The sequence below is a fragment of the Pedobacter sp. ASV1-7 genome, assembly GCF_040203335.1.
GTDB lineage: Bacteria > Bacteroidota > Bacteroidia > Sphingobacteriales > Sphingobacteriaceae > Pedobacter.
The window spans coordinates 37,365-57,903 of the sequence record NZ_JBEHBV010000002.1 but is presented as its reverse complement, the minus strand read 5'-3'; the positions used below and the strand labels follow the sequence as shown (position 1 = coordinate 57,903).

The following is a 20,539-nucleotide window of genomic DNA, read 5'->3' as shown; positions in this document are numbered from 1 at the left end:
CATGTTTTATTTCAATGAAAATTATGAAATTGAAAGTATTAATTGCACTGGCCTTTTTAACGATTTTTTCAGGTTGTAAAAAATTTCTAGACGTTAAACCTAATGATATACTTGCACCGGAAGCTTACTACAATACCGAGAGTGATCTTGAACATTCTCTGGCCGGAGTATATGATGTTTTAGGAAATAACGCATTATTTGGCGGAATGATGCTATTTAACTACGGTCTGGACGGGGATGATGGTTATTGCAGTCGTGTATCAACCACTACCGGTCCTATGCTATATGATTTTACTTCGTCGGACCCCTTTGTTACCTCACATTGGAACGTTCTTTATCTTGGTATAAACAGAGCAAATCTATTATTGGAAAATATAGACAACAATAAAGATATTCAAGAACAGATCAGGAATAGAGTCAGAGCTGAAGCATCTTTTTTAAGGGCTTACTTTTATTTTCTGTTGGTTCAGACATATGGCGAAGTACCTATTGTACTGAGCTCAACAAAATCTACAGCAAATACCGATATCGCTAAATCTTCTATAAAAGAAGTATACGATGTAATTTTGCATGATATGGAATATGCTGAATCACATGTAAGGGATATTTCTGAACTAGTGGGAGGCGGACGAGTAAGCAAATCGGCGGTACGAGGAATTTTATCCAGAGTCTGCTTGTTTATGGCTGGCTATCCTTTAAATGATATAGCAAAATATGAAGACGCTAAAAAATGGGCCTGGAAAGTAATAAGTGATGGTAAGGCCGGTCATGCACTAAATGACTCATATTCCCAGGTGTTTATCAACTATGCCATTGATAAATATGATACTAAAGAAAGTATCTGGGAGGTTGAGTTTTATGGAAATATTGCAAATGGATTTGATGAGACTGGTTGGAATGGCTATGTCAATTCTCCCGGATCAAACCTGGATAATATCAAAAGTTTATCATTTGTAGCAGCTACGGCAAACTTGTACAACAGGTACCTGCTGGGGGATGTCAGGAGAGACTGGAACATTGCAAATTTCAGCTACAATGCAAGTGGTGGTAAAACATTTTCTAATTCAACAACCTTCGCTTCATTATTTGTACGTCCGGCAGCAAAATTTAGAAGAGAGTATGAGCTGGCTCCAGTAAAAAAGGCATATGCTACTCCTCAAAACTTTCCTATTTTAAGGTATTCTGATGTGCTGCTAATGTATGCTGAGGCATTAAATGAGATCTCATTTGCCAATAAGGATGAAGCGGTTCAATATTTAGAGATAGTTAGAAAAAGGGCGTATGTTAAAAAAGGAGGCGTTAAATCTATCACGCTAACCAATAAAGGAAGTAATTATTCTGTAGCTCCAACTATTACCATCACGGGCGGTGGAGGAACTGGTGCAAAAGCTTACGCCGTACTAAACGGAACTAAACAAATCTCTGGCATCCTGATGGAAAGAGATGGTGTTATTGGAAATGTTTTTGGTGAAGGATATACCTCAGCTCCAACAGTTACTATAACAACCCCGACAGGAGCTGCCGGTTCAGGAGGTGTAGCAACTGCTGTGCTCTTTAATGGGGATGAGCATAAAGTTTCTTCCGTTACAGATCAGCAATCACTTAGAACATTAATCAGAGAAGAAAGATCAAGAGAACTTGCATTTGAATGCTTGAGAAAAGGCGATCTGATCAGGTGGAGTCTTTTCTTAGACAATATGGATGATGTCTATAATACGATAAGTCAGCAAGTACCGGCTGCAAATTACATCAATTATATCAACAGATATAAAAATGTAAACGGTAAACATCTGCTATGGCCAATTCCTTCAAGAGAGTTGAGCCTGAATAGTAAATTAAGACAAAACAATAACTGGTAAAACTTAAAACAGATATAATGAAAGCAAAGTATTTCTTTTTCATAGTCATGCTAATGGGCATTTATGCCTGTAAAAAAGAGAACCGTTTGAAATTAGATAAACTAGATTTTGATGTTAAAGCTAGCTCCACAGAAATCTCTATTAATGATAATGTAAATTTTCATTTTAGTGGAGACGCAGAAATAGTTAGTTTTTACTCTGGGGATTTTTTAAATGATTACAATTTTAAAGAGGGAAGAAGTCTGAATGTTTCAGGTGGTCAAACGATGTCGTTTACCTCCGCGGTGAACCAGGGAACTCAGGCAAATCAACTGTCAGTATGGGCCAGTACTGATTTCAATGGTAATTATGATAGTATAGAAAGTATTAATGAGGCAGAATGGGTTAATATCACCAGTCGTTTTACATTTGGTACAGTTAACACATATGTAGCTTCTGGCGAAAAGGATATTACTGATTTATATGAATCAGGTAAGCCTTTATTTATTGCCTATAAATACCATACCCGATCTCAGTTAACCTTTGGTGATGCAAGGATCTGGATGATTCAGGATTTTAAAATTAACGGGCAGACGGAATTCGGAAAGCAGCAAATATTGAATTTACCGGAATCAGGTTTTAGAATTGTCGACGAAAATCCAACAACTTATCCCGCAAGAGCAGCTGTTACTTCTACCAGAATTACCATGCAGGGAAATGAATATACCGAAAATTGGTCGCCAGAAGGTTATCATTGGGCAATCAGTAAACCTCTTTATTTAGAAAATATAAATATGGGGCCTGATAGAGCTATAGCTGTAAAAGGAAGTGAAAATCCTATGCCGGATGTGTTTACGTATAAGTTTACTAAACCTGGAACTTATGAAGTGAAATTTATTGGTACAGTACAAAATATCAACCAGCGGGAAGAACAAATAAGAACAATTAAAATCACCGTAAATCCATAAGAAATGTTAAACCATCTTTTAAAAGGATACATCATATTGCTCTTAATTACTTTTTCTATCGCATTAAATACTACAGCCTTTGCACAAAGCAAAAATGTTATTGGAATTGAGATGGTCGAGATCAAAGCCGGTAAATTCCTTATGGGAAGTGCCGGATTTGGCGAAAATCAGGATGAAAGCCCTGCACATCTGGTTCAGATTTCTAAACAGTTTAAAATATCATCAACAGAGATTACAAATGCCCAGTATGAGCTTTTTGATCCAAAACATAAATCTTTTAGGGGAAAGAATGGATTCTCTAAAGAAGATGATGAGGCAGTGATTTATGTAAGCTATAATGATGCTGTTAAGTTTTGTGAATGGCTTTCTAAAAGAGAAAATAAAATCTATAGACTACCAACTGAAGCAGAATGGGAATACGTATGTCGCGCAGGAACATTTTCTCCTTATGCTATCGGAGATCGCGTTTTGCCTAAGGATTTTCTTAAAAATCAGGAAATTGCCTGGGAGCCAAAACCAGTTTCATTACAGGTTAAACAAACACAACCTAATCAATGGGGTGTTTATGATATGCATGGAAATGTTGAGGAATGGTGTTTAGATTGGTATGGAAAGTACAATGCAAAAGAACAGATAGATCCGTCAGGTTATGAAAATGGATTATATCGGGTTTCACGAGGGGGGAACCATAATACGCCTGTTAAATATCTAAGATCAGCGAACCGATCAGCTTTGATTCCTGAAGATAAAACTTGTTTTACCGGTTTTAGGATAGTAGAAGTTTCTCAAAAAATCAATCCGGAAAACCTCCTGCAGAATACAGCTGAAATGCAAATAAAGTCTGCAAAACATAGATGGGTCAAAGTAGACAACCATCCGGTATTTATGGAACCATTAGTTTATGTAAAAACAGAGGATGTAGGTAAAAATGATTTTTTATATCATCATAACCATTGCCCTGCTGTAACATGGACCCCAAATGGCGATTTACTGGCAATCTGGTTTTCCACAGAAGAAGAAACAGGACGGGAAATGACTATTGTATCTAGTCGGTTAAACACAAAAAGTAAAGACTGGACAGCACCTTCATTGTTTTTTAAAGTTCCTGATAGAAACATGACAGGTTCATCTCTTTTTTATGATGAACAAAATAATGTTATTTATCATATGAATGGTGTTGAAGCCGCGGGAACATGGCAAAACCTGGCTATGGTGATGAGAAAGAGTAAAGATAATGGACATACATGGACAGCTCCGGTCTTTGCGAATGCTGAACATGAACGAGGTAATCAGGTCATAGCAGGTATGTTTAAAACCAAAGAGGGCTGGTTGATACAGCCTTGTGATGCTACGCCTAAAGTCAGAGGAGGTAGTATAATCCATATCTCTAAGGATGAAGGAAAAAGTTGGTACAATCCTTCAGAAAGCCCTGAAGTAACTCCGGATTTTAAAGTTGGGAATACCGGAGGAATCATTGCGGGTATTCACACGGGAGTTGTCCAATTGAAGAATGGAAATCTTTTTGCCTTTGGCAGAAATGATAACATAAAAAAGGACAATAGCTTTTATATGCCGATCAGTATTTCGACAAATATGGGCAAAAGCTGGACTTACTCAGCCAGTGATTTCCCTCCAATTTCAAGTGGACAACGATTGATACTCAAAAGACTTAATGAAGGTGCATTACTATTAGTTTCATTTACAGATGCTACAATTGACATAAAAAAAGGGATGACTTTTAAACATCAGAATGGAAGCAATTATACCGGTTATGGAATGTATGCGGCATTATCTTTTGATGAAGGTAAAACCTGGCCAGTCCGAAAGCTAATAACCGATGGTAAAGAAAGATACCTGAATGGCGGAGCATTTACAGGCTATTTTAAAATGGATCAGAATAATGCTGAACCAAAAGGCTACCTGGCTTTAACACAAAGCCCGGATAATATAATCCATCTATTTAGCAGTGCTATCCACTACAGATTTAATTTGAAATGGTTAATTCAGTAAGGTAAATCTGGAAACACAACCATATTTATAAACTATTTATACACAAAACATTATATACATATAATAATATTTATTATGATTCAATTTACTAAGAAATTATTAACCCTATTGGTTATTGCCGGAATAAACTGCAGCTATTCTTTTGCCCAGACTGCTAAACCTTTTAAAAAGGATAATCTTGTGATTTACCGGATTGGTAATGCAAATTCAGGAAGTGATATTAATACCTATAATGCTTGTCCGATTTATTTGGATGAATATAATATTTCTGGTGATAAACCAATTCTAGTACAATCTGTTAGCTTGCCAACACAAACAACTGGAGAAAACAGAAGAATTGTAGCTTTGGGAAAAGATGTAATAGCAGGGTTTATAAGTCGATCCAATGATGGAAAGTATTTAGTTGTACCCGGCTATGATGCTGCACCAGGGACCGATATTCTAAATAAACCTGCCGGAGAGGTAAACCGTGTAGTTGCACTTATAGGAGCTGATGGTAAAATAAACACCTCATCTGTGATAGAAAATGCTTTTAATAATAATTCATTCCGTTCTGCAGCATCATTTGATGGTACAGATGTATGGCTTTCCGGTGGTGGTGGTGCTAATAATGGAGGTATATTCTATCTTAAAAAAGGGGAAAAGAAAGGAGTGAATCTGGGTGGACTGAGCTTCAGACAAATTAAATTTTATAATGGTGATCTATATGCCTCAGAAGCGACAAGGATTTACCAAATAGGTACAGGTAAAATAGCAGAAGGAGGAAAAAAGTTCACCAATTTAACAGGAGAATCGGCAATTAAAGATGGTACCAGCTTTGTTATTACCAATCTGGATGCGACAGGTACAAAACCTAAGCAAATTGCTTATTTCCTGACCTATAACAATGGTATTGTAAAATATTCACTGGTAAAAAATAAATGGATAAACAATGGTGTTTTTAAAGGTGCTGAAAAAGGCACCGGTATTGAAGCAAGAGTAATTGATGGTAAGATTAAGCTCTATGTAATCAGTAGTGGTAATGACAGAGGTGGTGATGGAACTTTAATCGAAATTTCAGATAATTCAGGTTATAACGAAACGATTAGTGCAGAATCTAAGGTTTTGTTGCGCTCAAGCCCAAATCAGACTTTTAGGAGCTTATCCTGGTCTCCATCAGTAAAGTAATTGTACTTCTTAACTTTCTACAAAAGTTATCTGAAAGAAAACAGAACACAATTAAATGACGCAACTATGTTGCAATTAAAATGAATGATTTCTAACTTTACAATAGTTAATGGAATCATTCATTTTATTTATAGCTCAATGAAAGACAGCAACAATTTCGAAGTAATTATTATCGGGGGAAGTTATTCGGGCCTTTCGGCTGGTATGACACTAGGGCGTTCATTACGAAATGTATTAATTATGGATACTGGACAACCTTGTAATAAGCAAACACCTCATTCACATAATTTTCTCACACAAGACGGCAAAACGCCTAAAGAAATTTCAACCTTAGCTAAAGAACAGATCGAAAAATACGAGACCGTGAAATTTTATGAAGGACGTGCGGTTAAAGGTGTAAGAACAGAAAGCGGTTTCCAGATAGAAGCCGAATCTGGAGAATCGTTCAATGCTAAAAAATTGATATTTGCTTCTGGGATTAAAGATCTCATGCCGGATATAAAAGGTTTTTCCGAATGTTGGGGTATTTCTGTAATACATTGCCCTTATTGTCATGGATATGAAGTTAAAAATGAGGTAACAGGAATACTGGCTGATGGTGATGCAGCGATACACTATTCACATTTAGTAAGTAATCTGACTAATGACTTAACTATTTTTACAAACGGAAAAGCCTCCTTTACAACCGAACAAGCAAAATCTTTAGATAAAAACGGTATAAAAGTTATTGAAACCGAAATTGCGAGCTTTGAACATAACAACGGACATATTGAAAATATTCTGTTCAAAAATGGCTCTAAAACTAGCTTAAAGGCAATTTATGCAAGAGTACCATTTGTACAACATTCAGATATCCCTGAAAAATTAGGCTGCGAACTAACAGATAATGGTTTTATTCGTATAAATGAATTACAGCAGACTAATATATCTGGAGTTTTTGCCTGTGGCGATAACTCATCTTCTATGCGTTCAGTGGCGAATGCTGTTGCATCAGGAAATTTTGCAGGAGCGGTAATCAACAAGGAATTCTGCGAAGCTCAATTTTGATTGTTACTTTACCATGCTATGTCGCAATAGCCCCTGTTTAATGTCGTTTTCATACTGTAATTCTTTCCTCCTTAACGAGTAACTTTATATTGGCTTGGTTGCCAAATTAGGATAAACTATAATTGAGACATTATGAAGAAATTAGAATTTAGCATTAAGATTAATGCGAGTCCTCAGAAAGTTTGGGATATCATCATTGGTAAAGATACTTACAATCAATGGACCGCAGTCTTTGCGGAAGGTTCGACCGTAGAAACCGATTGGAAAAAAGGAAGTAAAGCCTTATTTCTGGATGGTAAGGGAAGCGGTATGGTTTCAGAGATAGCTGAGAGCATACCTGGCAAATTCCTTTCTATTCATCACCTGGGTGAAGTGAGAGATGGGGTGGAAGACCTAACCACATATGAAGGTGAGGAATGGGGAAATGCTTTGGAAAATTATACCCTAAAGGAAGTTGATGGAAAAACAGTTTGGCTGGTAGAGATGGATATGAATGAAGAATATGCGCAATACATGGAAGATACCTGGCCGCTGGCTTTAGCTAAAGTGAAAGAATTGGCTGAAAAGAATTAATGAATCACCATTGGCTGCTATTTAAGATACGCAGCCAATGGTGATTTGATTTCCTTTAGTCCCTGGGCAGCAAGGCGTGCTATTTCTGTAGCTCCAAATACGCACAAATGACTGTCGTCTTTTTTGCCTTCTGGTAATTTGCTGAATTTGCCCGGCTCAATATAAAGAAAGAGCTTTTTAGATTCTTCAGGGCCATATTTGGTTACCAGGTCAGCTGATTTTTGGTTTAAGTCGATTACTGGAACATTAGTTTCTTTGCCTAACTTGCGTACTGCATTTACATATTCCCCATAGGTATCTACAAGTTTTCCAGCTTTGTCAAATCTTCTTCGCACCAAAGAAGTAAACAGAACAGGATGTGCTCCTTTTGCTTTTGTTTCATTTATATAATTTAGTAGATTCTCTCTATAGCTGCTTTCCGGATCTGTATGCCTTGCAGTATCGGGTTTCTGATCGTTAGCACCAAACATAATAAACACATAATCACCTGCTTTTATCTTTTCAATAACTGGTTTCCAATGTCCTTCTGTCCTGAAACTTTTAGAACTTCTGCCACTGCGGGCGGCATTCTGAATTTCAACCTGCTCATTAAAAAACTCAGGCATCATTTGCATCCAGCCACGGATAGGGTAATTTTCTCCTCCAAATTGAGATAAATAAGAAGGTGAAAAATCGCACATCGTAGAATCTCCAATAGAGTATATTGTGATCTTTTTTTGTCCGCTTTTAAAACTGATTAACAGAAATAGCACAAATACTGATGCAACTAAGGTTTTTAAGGTCTGATTCATATCGGAATTATTTTGGTTCTCAATTACGAATATACTTTTCATAAGTTTATCAGGGGTTAAATAAACTGTTTAAATTATCGGTAGCGGTTTCGATAACGTTATCGGTAACGGTTGCATACATTTTTAGGGTCAAATGGATGTTATCTTCATCAGAATAATGTAATCTTGTTATAAGCGATTGCTCTGTCGTGCTAAACCAGCTATAACCGAATATTATGAAAAGATTTTTACAGGTATTTATTGTTTTGCTGCATTTTGTCAGCATTTCATTTGCACAGCAGCAAAGCCGTGCCATTTCAGGTAAAGTAATGAGCCTGGAAGAAGATGAACTATTACCAGGAGTATCCGTCGCTGTTAAGGGACTAACCACCGCAACAAGCACCGATGTGAATGGTGCATTTAAACTAACCGTGCCAGGCAAAGGGGAAATTACATTAGTATTTAAGTATCTGGGATATAAAGCCAGGGAGGTAAAAGTTACAAATGACAAAGAACTCATTGTAAGATTACAACCAGAAGCCTATATGCTTAACGAAGTAGTTACTATTGGCTACAAAACACTGCAACGTAAGGATATCACAGGTGCTGTAGCCTCTGTTAACGCACGGCAATTGAAGGATATACCAGTCAACTCTGCTGCTGAAGCCCTGGCAGGAAGACTTGCAGGTGTTCAGATTACAGCAAACGAGGGTATGCCAGGTGCTGATGTACGGGTACTTATTAGAGGTGGAGGCTCTATTACTCAAAGTAATGCACCACTATATGTAATTGACGGAGTACAGGTTGAGGATGGTTTATCAAATATTTCGCCAACAGATATTGAATCTGTAGAGGTACTTAAAGATGCTTCTGAAACAGCTATTTACGGAGCCAGAGGAGCAAATGGGGTGGTGGTCATTACCACAAAAGGAGGCAAAGAGGCAAAAACAAGAGTAAGCTACGACGGTTTCCTCGGGCTTGCGCGTTTGCAAAATAAACTCGAAGTGATGAGTCCATATGATTTTGTATTGAGGCAATATGAAAGATCCAGAGGTTTAACAAATACTGAGTCTGCCTTTGAACAGATGTATGGTACTTTTGATAACATTGATAGCTACAAAAATATAGCACCAATAGATTGGCAGGATAAAACATTTGGCAGAGATGCGGTTTCACAAACACATTCTGTAGCAATTAATGGTGGCAATAAAGCAACTACTTTTAACATTAGTTACACCAATAATGCACAACAAGGTATTATGCTTAATTCTAAATTTAATCGACATCTATTCAATTTAAAACTTGATCATAGAGCAAATGATAAACTTCGTGTTGGTTTTGGAACCAGGTATAATAACCAGAAAATCAATGGCTCAGGTGTATCCAGCTCTGAAGCCACTGCAACTTATAGTCTGTTGCGGCATACAATTAAATACAGGCCTTTAAACATCACAGGTATAAGTGATGATGAACTTGATGAAGATTACTTTAATGATACAAATACCGGTAACGGACTAGGTGTTTTAAACCCTATTCAACTCAGCAATGCCCAATACAGAAGCAGGCCATCTGATAATCTGAATATTAATGGGTATATCAATTATACACTTCTAAAAGGCCTGTCTTTCAGGTCTACTGCCGGTGTTAATTTTAACAATAATACCATCAATGCATTTGATGATTACTTTACTTCAAATGCCAGGAATAACGGAAGCAGCTTACCTATAGTAAACATAAATAACAGGAAACGCTTTAGTATAAACAACTCCAATGTATTTACTTATAATTTCAGGAAAGGGGTACATAACTTTAGTGCTTTACTTGGACAGGAAATTTATAGTTCAAAAGATGAGGTCAGACTTGACCAGTTGAGATTATTTCCAAAAGGTATTACTCCAGAGAAGGCGTTAGGACAACTTGGCCTTGGACAGAGTACTCCGTTATTTCCAAATAACCTCATAACTGAAAGCCGCCTGCTTTCCTATTTTTCTGGCTTAAATTATTCATATAATGATAAATACCTGGCCAAATTTACGTTTAGAACTGATGCCTCTACAAAGTTCACTTCTGGTAATAATTGGGGTTATTTTCCATCAGGATCCCTTGGATGGAGGATATCAAAAGAGGACTTTATGAAAGATGTTTCCTTTATTTCGGATTTGAAGCTACGTGCCAGTTATGGTGCTTCAGGAAATAACAGAATTCTTGATTTTCTATATTTAACCACCTTTTTAACAAATGCCAAATACGCTTTGAATGAGACAGTAAGTCCAGGTTACAGCACTGACGTCCTTGCTAATAAAAATCTAAAATGGGAGACTACTGTATCACAGAACATTGGTGTTGATATTGCCCTATGGGATAATAGATTACAACTGAATATTGATGCTTACAGGAATAAGGTTAAAGACTTATTATTAGATGTCCGTATTCCATCAACATCAGGTTATGTTTCTCAGCTGCAGAATGTAGGGCAAACCACTAACAAAGGTCTCGAGTTTCAGTTGAATGCTATTCCTTTTCAACGTAAAAACTTCTCCTGGACAACTAATTTTAACATAGCTTTTAACAGGAATAACATTGATAGATTGGCCACCGCTTCAAGCTATCTACCAGCCCCGGCCGTAACCTTTGTTTCCGGTCAGCCATCTGATTATATCGTACAAGTGGGTAAGCCTGTTGGAACAATGTATGGTTTTGTATCGGACGGCTTTTACAGCGTGAATGATTTTAATTATGATCCTTCAACACAAGTCTATACACTTAAATCCGGTGTGGCAGATGTCTCTGGCGTTCTCGGACCCCCTCAGCCAGGCTGGATGAAACTGAAAGACCTTGATGGAAATAACATCATCAATGAAAGCGATAAAGGCATTATCGGTGATGCCACACCTAAATTCACAGGAGGTTTTAACCAGCAGTTCACCTATAAAAACTTTGACCTCAGTATGTTTGTAAACTTCGTCGTTGGAAATGATATATACAATGCCAACAAAATTGAATTTACAAACAGTTATACACCAAATACAAATATGCTGGCCGTAATGAAAGATCGTTGGAAAACTGTTGATGCCAGTGGAAATGTAGTTCAAAAGGTTACGGTAGTAGGAGGTAGCCCTCAAGTAACCGGTATTCCACCTGATCAGCTTGCAGCATTAAACAAGGATGCCAATATATGGCAACCAATTACAGGTTCTGGAGCCTTTTATCCGACTTCATGGGCTATTGAAGATGGATCCTTTTTAAGACTTAACAACATTACTCTTGGTTATACATTTCCTGTAAAACTGATCAATAAGGCCAAAATTAATAAGTTAAGAGTATATGCTACTGCTAATAATGTAGCTGTAATTACAGGATATTCTGGCTTTGATCCCGAAGTGAATGTAAGGAGCTTAAACCCGGTAACGCCTGGAGTAGATTTTTCTGCTTACCCACGTAGCCGCACATATATTTTTGGTATCAACCTTTCCCTTTAACCATAAAAGCAACAAAGATGAAAGTAAAAGTATTTTTCCCAATAGTCATCGTAATCATCAGTATGATTGGTCTCAATTCATGTAAGAAATACCTCGATGTATCACCACAATCTGCTTTTGATGAACAATTTGTGTTTAGCAATGTGGCCAATACAACCAGTGCACTAATGGGGGTTTATGAACAATTAACAGGGGATAATGGTTATGGTAGTCGACTGAGTATGATGTACCCTTACGATACTGACGAATTTATTGGAGTTACCAATGCTTCGGCTCCTGATAATAATTCTCGTGATTTATCCAGATACAATCTGCAACCTACCAATGGACAGCTTACCTTACCTTTTAACCAATTATATTCAGGGATAGAAAGAGCAAATATTTGCATCAAGAACATTCCTGCAATGGCAATGTACAACAATGGTACTGAATCAGAAAAACAACAGTTAAGGCGTCTATATGGAGAAGCACTAACTTTACGTGCTCAGTTTTACCTGGAGCTAATTAGAAACTGGGGAGATGTTCCCGCTTTATTTAAACCTGCAATTGATCAGGAAGATCTTTTTGCCCCAAAAACCGACCGTGATCTGATTTATGATAAGTTGATAGAGGATCTTAAATTGGCATCAGAACTGGTTCCATGGCGTAATGAACCTGGAGTAGCCTTAGATGAAAGGATTACCAAAGGTGCCGTTAAAGGCTTAAGAGCAAGAATGGCGCTTTATAGAGGTGGATACTCGCTCAGAAGTGCCTCCAAGCAAATGGAACGCAAAGCAGATTACCTGAATTTCTATAAAATTGCCCGGGATGAATGTGCTGAAATTATGGCACGTCGTGATAAACATAAACTAAACCCGTCATTTGAAGATATATTCAGAAATAATATCGATGCTTTTAAAATTGAACCTAATGGTGAAGTGATGTTTGAAGTTGCTTTAGGAAAAGACATTAGTGGAAGAATAGGTTATTATGATGGACCTCGTTTTTATGTTTCTTCTGGTACTGCACAGTTGGGTAATAGTTCTGTAAGAGCTGTTCCGCTTTACTTTTATTCCTTTAATCCTTTAGATACCAGGAGAGATGTCACTCTGGCACCATATTATAATAACGCCGATAAAACCAAGGCAGTACAAACCCTGGTAAATATGGTGAGTGGAAAATACAGGGCCGATTGGTGGAATCCGGCACCAACTTCTGCCAGTCAGCAAACCGGAATCAACTGGCCAATCCTAAGATTTTCAGATGTACTGCTGATGTTTGCTGAAGCAGAAAATGAACTAAATAGCGGAGCTACTGTTGATGCCATATCGGCTTTTGAAGAAGTAAGGAAGCGTGGTTTTAAAGGTAATGAAGCTGCTATTGGAATTACTCCATCAGGCAAAAATGATTTTTTCAATGCCATTGTGAATGAAAGGTATTTTGAATTTGGTGGAGAGGGTATTCGTAAGTACGATCTGATCCGCTGGAACCTATTGGCCTCAAAGATTGCTGAAACCAGAGCTAATTATACTAAAATGCTGAATAAAGTAGCACCTTATAATAACCTTCCGCTAAGCATGTATTACAAATCGGCCTCAACAGAAGTGATTTATAGCAATTCACTATATGCACCAGCACCTACCGCTACTCCGGTAGGCCATACTAAAGTTGCTTGGATAAGTTCAATTACTGCAGCTTGGGTTACCAATTTTGCACAATATTTTAGACCTAACCACAGCGAACTGTTGCCTTTGCCTCAGTCTGTAGTTGAATCAAATCCTAAGTTAAAACAAGATTATGATTATTAAGTTAAAGTGCTTTTTTGGGGTTTTCCTGTTTTTTTTTGTAATAACAGGAAAACTTCAGGCGCAAACTAAGGAAACTAGAAATAATAAAAATTTGCCGCAGCTGGCTTTCCCTGGAGCAGAGGGGGCCGGCCGCTTTGCAACAGGAGGCCGGGGAGGCGAAATCTATTACGTAACCAACCTTAAAGATAGCCTCACAGGAAGTTTACGTGACGCCGTATCAAAGCCCAATCGAACTATTATATTTAAAGTATCAGGAACCATTAACCTAAGAAGTACTATTTCTATAAGAAAGGATAACATTACCATCGCCGGACAAACTGCTCCTGGCGATGGTATTTGCTTAAAGAACTATGGTTTGTCCATAAGAGCAAATAATATCATTATCAGACATATCCGTTCCAGACCAGGTGATCTGATCACCAGGACAGGCGATTCTTCTAAGGTTGTAGATGCTATGTATAACGCATATGGAACTCCGATTACTCAGCCTTTTAGTAACATTATTGTAGACCATTGCTCACTGAGCTGGTCTACCGATGAAGTGGGGTCATTCTATGCCATTTCTAACTTTACACTGCAATGGAGCATACTGAGTGAAAGTCTTTATCGCTCATTGCATACTAAAGGTACGCCTCATGGCTATGGAGGAATATGGGGTGGTCAGAATGTTTCTTTTCACCATAACCTATTGGCAAGCAATTCTAATAGAAATCCTCGTTTTTCAGGAAGTACTGCAACTATGCAACCGGAATTGGAATATGGAGACTTTAGGAACAATGTTGTTTATAATTGGGTTGGTTCAGCTTATGGCGGGGCTGGGGGGCATTATAACATGGTAAACAATTATCATAAAGCAGGTCCGGCAACTACAGGTGCTACCGCAAGTTCTCCTTCTAATCGGAAGAACAGGATTTTGTTGTATTCCAGCTATAGTACAACATTAAGAGGGGATACCATATCTGGAGGAAAGTTCTATGTGAATGGAAACTTTGTACATGGCTATCCTGACGTGACAGCGGATAATTGGACAAAAGGTGTACAGTTGGATGGTTATTACAAAGCTGCAGCATTGAAAGCCGCAGGAAAGTCCACTACACCATTTCCTTATGCACCCGTCGCAACACAAACTGCAGAAAATGCTTTTTACTCGGTAATGAATAATGCTGGTGCTATCTTACCTCGCAGAGATACTGTTGATAGAAGAATTATTAAAGAAACGCGTACTGGTACAGCAACTTATGGAGGGAGCTATAGCGCTAGCGGTGTGGGAAATCCTTCTGGAATTATTGATAGTCAACATACAGTTGGAGGTTGGCCAGATTTGCAAAGCACAACTTATGCGGTCGACACAGATAATGATGGATTACCCGATTGGTGGGAAAAGATGATTCTGGCCTCTGCAACAGATTCAACAGGAGTTGATAGAAACACTTATGATACCGATGGATATACCATGTTAGAAAAGTACCTGAATGGAATACCTTCACCAGATCAGCAGGTTTCATTTCTGAGAATTAATGCTCAGAAAGAGGGGAGAAATACCATCAATATTAGTTTTAATATAGATTGGGCAAAGGATCAGTTCAGTTTAGGATTATACAGATCGACTGATGGTATTACATTTACCAGAATTTCTAAAATAACTACCTCAATCAATACAACCAGTTACCTGATAAAAGATATTGCTGCACCACATCAGCTGGTATATTATAAAATCGGAAGTAAACGTCTTGATGATACAGGAAAGGTAGTGTACAGCAATACAGTAAGTATTGACAATAAATAAGGTTCTTAGTTATTGGTTTTTAAAGCCAATAACTAAGAACCTTTATCTTATACTGCAGAAAGCAGTTCCGCAGAAGCCTTATCGAAATAAAATCTGCAATCAGGATGTAATTGTAAAATACTTGAAGGATATTTATTACTAACCGGTTGTTCTAAACTATCCTTCACTGCCTGAGCTTTTCTGCGATCAGGAACTGAACATATGATGTGTTTAGATTTTAAAATCTGTTGTACCGACATACTGATGGCTTGAGTAGGAACATCATCAATGCTTTTAAACCAACCTTCACCAAATTGCTGCTTACGACATTGCTCGTCCAGATTAACCACCAGGTAAGGTATATGAGTATCAAAATCTGCAGGAGGATCATTAAATGCAAGGTGACCATTCTCGCCAATACCTACAAGTGCAACATCAATAGGGTTTTGCTGGATGATCTCGGCCAGACGATTACATTCTTCTTCCGGATTAGTTTCTCCGTTTACCAGATATACAGCTCTTAAAGGAGCCACTTTTTCAAGGAAACGCTCTTTAAGATATTTTCTGAAGCTGGCAGGAGAGGACTCCGGCAAACCAATGTATTCATCCAGGTGGAACATCGCAACTTTACTCCAATCAATATCTTCTTTGATGAGCTGGTTTAATGTCTCAAACTGGCTTGCTCCTGTTGCAAGAATGATGTTTGCTATGCCATTTTTGGCAATAGTTTCCCTGATCAGATTTGCTGCAGCTTTTCCTGCTGCAATACCCAGTTCTTCAGGGCTGTTTGTTACGCTTGTTTCCATTTTATAGTATTGGTGTTTTCAATGATTATATATTTTTTTATTTAGTTTTTTTGGATTTAAGGGCAATAGAATTCCCTTGCCAGCAAAGGCAGCTTACCATCTATTCCTAACTTGTCTTTAAATAACTCCCGTTGTACCGCCTTTTGAAAGAGAGATGTCAACTGGTAAATTTTTCTTCCAGGACCCTCCGGTAAAATCAGGAATATCAATAGAGTTCGAACGGTTATTTACAGACCACTCACTCAACGGAAGTATAGAGCTCCAGAGTGCTGCATCATAAACATCCTGGTCAAATGGCAATCCGTTTCTCAGACAATCTATCGTACGCCAATCCATCAGAAAATCCATACCTCCATGTCCACCCACAGCTTTAGCCATTTCTCCAATCTTTTTAACCAGGTTAGGGGTGTATTTTTCTTCGATAGCTTTAAATTCTATTTCAGATAGCCAGCCTTTATGATCAGTTGAAATACGTGCTGGTAAAGGATACTTCTGTGCTGTGCCTTTAGTTCCACTGATCAGGTGCAGTCGTGAATATGGTCTTGGTGATGTAACATCATGTTGAAGCATTATTGTTCGCCCCATGTGTGTCTTTATGGTGCTGGTATTCATGTTACCTCTGTAGTTTTTGTCAACAAAAGGTTTGTAAAATGAATCCTTAGCTGCCAATTCCTTAGCCATATTGTTCATCATAAAATCGTTCGACGAAACAGACACAAGATAGTTCATTTGATCTCCTCGATTGATGTTCATAACCTGACAAATCGGACCAAGCCCATGTGTAGGATATAAATTTCCTTTATGTTTAATGTTCTCTTTCAATCTCCATAAATCATAATTCTTGGTTTTTGAAAAATTCCCTTCCAGAATATCATGTATATATGCACCTTCACAATGAATGATGTCGCCAAAAAATCCCTGTCTCGCCATACTAAGCGTAAGCATTTCAAAAAAGTCATAACAACAGTTTTCGAGCATCATACAATGCTTTTTTGTACGCTCAGAAGTTTTCACCAACTGCCAGCATTCTTCAAGACTGGTAGCTGCAGGAATCTCCACACAAACATGCTTGCCATGGTTCATAGCGTACAAAGCCATTGGTGTATGTAACTCCCATTGAGTAGCGATATAAATAAGATCAATATCGTCCCTTTCACAGAGTTTTTTCCAGGCTTCTTCTTTGTCTGTATATATAACCGGTTTATGTGCTGTTTTAATTAAGTTCTTAACAGAGATAGCAGTTCTTTCAGGACGTATATCACATAATGCATTGATACTGGTATTTGCAATTCTTGACATACGCTTTACTGCTGCAGTCCCACGGTTACCCAACCCAATAAAACCGACACGAACGGTGTCAAGTTTTGGAGCTGCATAACCACTCATGTTAAATTCCTGCTTATGTACGTATTTTGCCAGTTTAAGAATTTCATCCTGCTTTGAAGTCTCAGCGGAAGCATAAGCCGATAAAATACCCGAAGAAGCCATGCCAAGACCAGCCAGGCCGCCAAGTTTTAAAAAATCTCTTCTGTTGTTCTTCATTAATTTTGGTTAAAATGGTGATTAGTTTTACCAAATCTATTAAATGACTTTTAAGAAAGGGACTATAAAACCGAATAAAATAGCGAGAACGTTATCGGTAGCGTTGCCGCTCATTTATCTGTTCTATAGTGGTTTATTCTGTCTTGATATCCTTAGTTTCGTTTTTAGATCATAGCATTATTAACCATGACCAAACCTCTAAACCATTCTGTATCGGTAAGCTCGCTCAGTAAACGGGACACCTTGATTTCTATTCTTATTATAGGCTTATTGTTTTTTATATTCGGATTTGTTTCCTGGATAAATGCAATTCTAATTCCTTATTTCAAGATAGCATGTGAATTAACAAATTTTGAATCTTACCTGGTAGCCTTTGCTTTTTATATCTCTTATTTTGTCATGTCAGTACCATCGTCTTATTTATTAAAGTCTGTTGGTTTTAAAAAGGGAATGATGATTGGTTTCTGGACCATGGCTGTGGGGGCCTTTATATTTGTTCCTGCAGCGATGACACGTACATACGAGATTTTTTTATTGGGGCTATTTACTTTGGGGGCAGGTCTGGCCATATTGCAAACCGCAGCCAATCCATACATTACAGTTCTCGGAGCTAAGGAAAGGGCAGCCCAACGTATCAGTATCATGGGTATCTGCAATAAAGGAGCAGGCATCCTGGCACCATTACTGTTTGCCGCTGTTATCTTAAAAGCTACAGATGGCGATCTTTTCAAACAGCTGCCAATGATGAATGTGGCCGAAAAAAATGCTGCTCTTGATGAATTGATCCGTAGGGTAATTGTGCCCTATGCTTGTGTTGGGTCCGTACTCATTGGTCTTGGCCTGATGGTTCGCTATTCACCACTTCCCGAGATAGATACAGAACATGAAAGTGAAGATTTGGCTGCTGCAAATTCTGATAAAAGCAGTATTTTTCAGTTTCCACACCTTATACTCGGTGCAATAGCTATATTTCTGCACGTAGGTACACAGGTTATCGCCATTGACACTATTATTGGCTACGCCGGTTCTATGAATATCCATTTGCTGGAGGCTAAAATTTTTCCTTCTTATACTTTATTTGCGACCATTTGCGGCTATATAATTGGTATTCTTCTGATTCCAAAATTTATTAGTCAGGTAAGTATGCTACGCATCTGCACCTTATTAGGTACAATATTTACCTTGCTCATTGTTTTTGGACATGGTTCCGTGAGTATTCTTGGGCATACAGCCGATATTTCTATTTGGTTTGTGGTGTTACTTGGACTGGCAAATTCATTGGTATGGGCCGGAATATGGCCACTTGCATTAGATGGCCTGGGCAGGTATACTAAATTAGGTGCATCGATTATGATCATGGGACTTTGCGGAAATGCCATCATGCCTCTTTTTTATGGTTATTTTGCTGATGTATATGACCTCAGGACAGCCTATTGGGTATTATTCCCATGTTATTTATATCTGGTGTTTTATGCATTTAAGGGATACAAGATCAGAAACTGGTCGCCAAATAAAGTTATTAGTTAAATTTAACCTATTGATGATTTTCTAAAATCAATACAATATGAAACCCGAAGAACTTTCAAGAAGACAATTTATAACGAGAAATGCCCTTGCCTTATCAGGATTTGCTTTAAGTTACACCGGATTGCCGGCATTGGCAAATGGTAATTTTAAAAATGATGTAATCAGAGTGGGGATGATTGGCACAGGATCAAGAGGAACCGGATTAATAAAGCTGATCAGCAAGTTGCCTGAGATGAAGGTTACAGCTTGTTGTGATCCAATTTCTGAACACCTTAAAAATGGGATGAAATATGCGATTGGGGCTAAAGCATATTCAGACTATCGTAAACTATTGGAAGATCAAAATATTGATGCCGTAATTATTGCCACTCCGCTCTATTTACATTATCCAATGGCTGTAGATGCCCTGGCTGCTGGGAAGCATATTTACCTGGAGAAATCCATGACATATGACATTGCGGAGGCAATTGATCTGGAGAAAAAGGTGCTTCAATCAAATCTGGTGTTTCAGGTAGGCTACCAGTATCGCTATTATGGCTTATACCATAGAGTGAAAGAGGTAATAAACCAGAACTGGCTTGGAAAAATTACACACTTTGAATGTCAGTACAACCGAAATTCTAATTGGCGTTTTCCAGTGAGCGATCCTAAAATGGAAAGAGCTGTTAACTGGAGAATGTATAAGGAATACTGTGGAGGTCCTTTATCTGAACTTTGTGCACATGCAATTGATGCAGTACATTATCTGACCGACAGCCATCCTTTAAAAGTGAATGCAATGGGAGGTGTAAATTACTGGAAAGATGGCAGAGATACTTATGACAACATCAGGGCTGTCTATGAGTATCCTAATGACATCAAAGTAAGTGTTACATCTGTACTCTCCAATGCTTACAATGGATATGGAATTCGTATTTTAGGTGATAAGGCTACAATGGAAATACAGCGGGATAAAGCTTTTATCTATCCGGAATCACTAAACAATAAAAAAGGTACAGTAGACGGGGTAACAGGAGCTACTATTGCAGTAACTACACAAGGTAATGGCAATGAACTGATCTTTGAAAAACCGGGCGAAAAATCTTTAGAACCAACCGTTTCTGCATTAAAAGATTTTATAAATTGTATTTTGACAAAAAATAAACCTGTATCGAACGTAACTACAGCAAAAGATTCCTCTATTGCTATCCATATGGGGAACACAGCTGCAGAAACAGAAACTATACAAATCTGGAAACCAGAATATTCAATTTAATTCAA

At 37.9% G+C, this 20,539-nt stretch carries 14 protein-coding genes; 11 read left to right on the top strand and 3 right to left on the bottom strand.

Annotation, left to right across the window (positions count from 1 at the left end; all coding sequences use genetic code 11):
- Positions 1–23: 23 nt before the first annotated feature.
- From ABDJ41_RS05420 to ABDJ41_RS05395, 6 genes are all read left to right on the top strand, one after another.
- Positions 24–1,859 (top strand): RagB/SusD family nutrient uptake outer membrane protein, encoded by a 1,836-nt coding sequence (locus ABDJ41_RS05420; RefSeq protein ID WP_349784791.1) that lies wholly within the window; start codon positions 24–26, stop codon positions 1,857–1,859.
- Between the two features lie 17 nt (positions 1,860–1,876).
- The gene (locus tag ABDJ41_RS05415) at positions 1,877–2,806 is read left to right on the top strand and encodes a DUF5017 domain-containing protein (protein WP_349784789.1); all 930 of its coding nucleotides are present in this window, start codon (positions 1,877–1,879) and stop codon (positions 2,804–2,806) included.
- Between the two features lie 3 nt (positions 2,807–2,809).
- Positions 2,810–4,816: an SUMF1/EgtB/PvdO family nonheme iron enzyme gene (locus ABDJ41_RS05410; RefSeq protein ID WP_349784788.1), complete on the top strand. Its 2,007-nt coding sequence runs from the start codon at positions 2,810–2,812 to the stop codon at positions 4,814–4,816.
- A 75-nt stretch (positions 4,817–4,891) separates the two neighbouring features.
- Complete coding sequence (locus ABDJ41_RS05405) at positions 4,892–5,983, top strand: hypothetical protein (RefSeq protein ID WP_349784787.1); 1,092 nt, start codon at positions 4,892–4,894, stop codon at positions 5,981–5,983.
- A 138-nt stretch (positions 5,984–6,121) separates the two neighbouring features.
- Entirely contained in the window at positions 6,122–7,030 is a 909-nt protein-coding gene (locus tag ABDJ41_RS05400) for an NAD(P)/FAD-dependent oxidoreductase (RefSeq protein ID WP_349784786.1), read from the top strand.
- Positions 7,031–7,162: 132 nt separating this feature from the next.
- Positions 7,163–7,603, top strand: a complete 441-nt coding sequence (locus tag ABDJ41_RS05395) for an SRPBCC family protein (protein ID WP_349784785.1) — start codon at positions 7,163–7,165, stop codon at positions 7,601–7,603.
- A 17-nt stretch (positions 7,604–7,620) separates the two neighbouring features.
- Here the strand turns inward: ABDJ41_RS05395 and ABDJ41_RS05390 are convergent, their stop codons facing one another.
- Positions 7,621–8,436, bottom strand: coding sequence for a rhamnogalacturonan acetylesterase (locus ABDJ41_RS05390; RefSeq protein ID WP_349784784.1), 816 nt, complete (start codon positions 8,434–8,436; stop codon positions 7,621–7,623).
- A gap of 173 nt (positions 8,437–8,609) precedes the next feature.
- Here ABDJ41_RS05390 and ABDJ41_RS05385 point away from each other — a divergent pair, with 173 nt between their 5' ends.
- Genes ABDJ41_RS05385 through ABDJ41_RS05375 form a run of 3 tightly spaced genes read left to right on the top strand, consistent with a single transcriptional unit; the run spans position 8,610 to position 15,425 of the window.
- Entirely contained in the window at positions 8,610–11,852 is a 3,243-nt protein-coding gene (locus tag ABDJ41_RS05385; RefSeq protein WP_349784783.1) for a SusC/RagA family TonB-linked outer membrane protein, read from the top strand.
- 17 nt (positions 11,853–11,869) lie between these two features.
- Complete coding sequence (locus ABDJ41_RS05380; RefSeq protein WP_349784782.1) at positions 11,870–13,639, top strand: RagB/SusD family nutrient uptake outer membrane protein; 1,770 nt, start codon at positions 11,870–11,872, stop codon at positions 13,637–13,639.
- Complete coding sequence (locus tag ABDJ41_RS05375; protein ID WP_349784781.1) at positions 13,629–15,425, top strand: pectate lyase family protein; 1,797 nt, start codon at positions 13,629–13,631, stop codon at positions 15,423–15,425. The genes ABDJ41_RS05380 and ABDJ41_RS05375 overlap by 11 nt, the downstream gene beginning before the upstream one ends.
- Positions 15,426–15,472: 47 nt before the next feature.
- On the opposite strand, the gene ABDJ41_RS05370 is transcribed toward ABDJ41_RS05375, so the two are convergent.
- Both ABDJ41_RS05370 and ABDJ41_RS05365 read right to left on the bottom strand, forming a co-directional pair.
- Positions 15,473–16,210, bottom strand: a complete 738-nt coding sequence (locus tag ABDJ41_RS05370; RefSeq protein WP_349784780.1) for a glucosamine-6-phosphate deaminase — start codon at positions 16,208–16,210, stop codon at positions 15,473–15,475.
- Between the two features lie 117 nt (positions 16,211–16,327).
- Positions 16,328–17,752, bottom strand: coding sequence for a Gfo/Idh/MocA family protein (locus ABDJ41_RS05365; RefSeq protein ID WP_349784779.1), 1,425 nt, complete (start codon positions 17,750–17,752; stop codon positions 16,328–16,330).
- A 186-nt stretch (positions 17,753–17,938) separates the two neighbouring features.
- On the opposite strand from ABDJ41_RS05365, the gene ABDJ41_RS05360 reads away from it, so the two are divergent.
- Complete coding sequence (locus tag ABDJ41_RS05360; RefSeq protein ID WP_349784778.1) at positions 17,939–19,279, top strand: sugar MFS transporter; 1,341 nt, start codon at positions 17,939–17,941, stop codon at positions 19,277–19,279.
- Between the two features lie 37 nt (positions 19,280–19,316).
- Entirely contained in the window at positions 19,317–20,534 is a 1,218-nt protein-coding gene (locus ABDJ41_RS05355) for a Gfo/Idh/MocA family protein (RefSeq protein WP_349784776.1), read from the top strand.
- Positions 20,535–20,539: the final 5 nt, after the last annotated feature.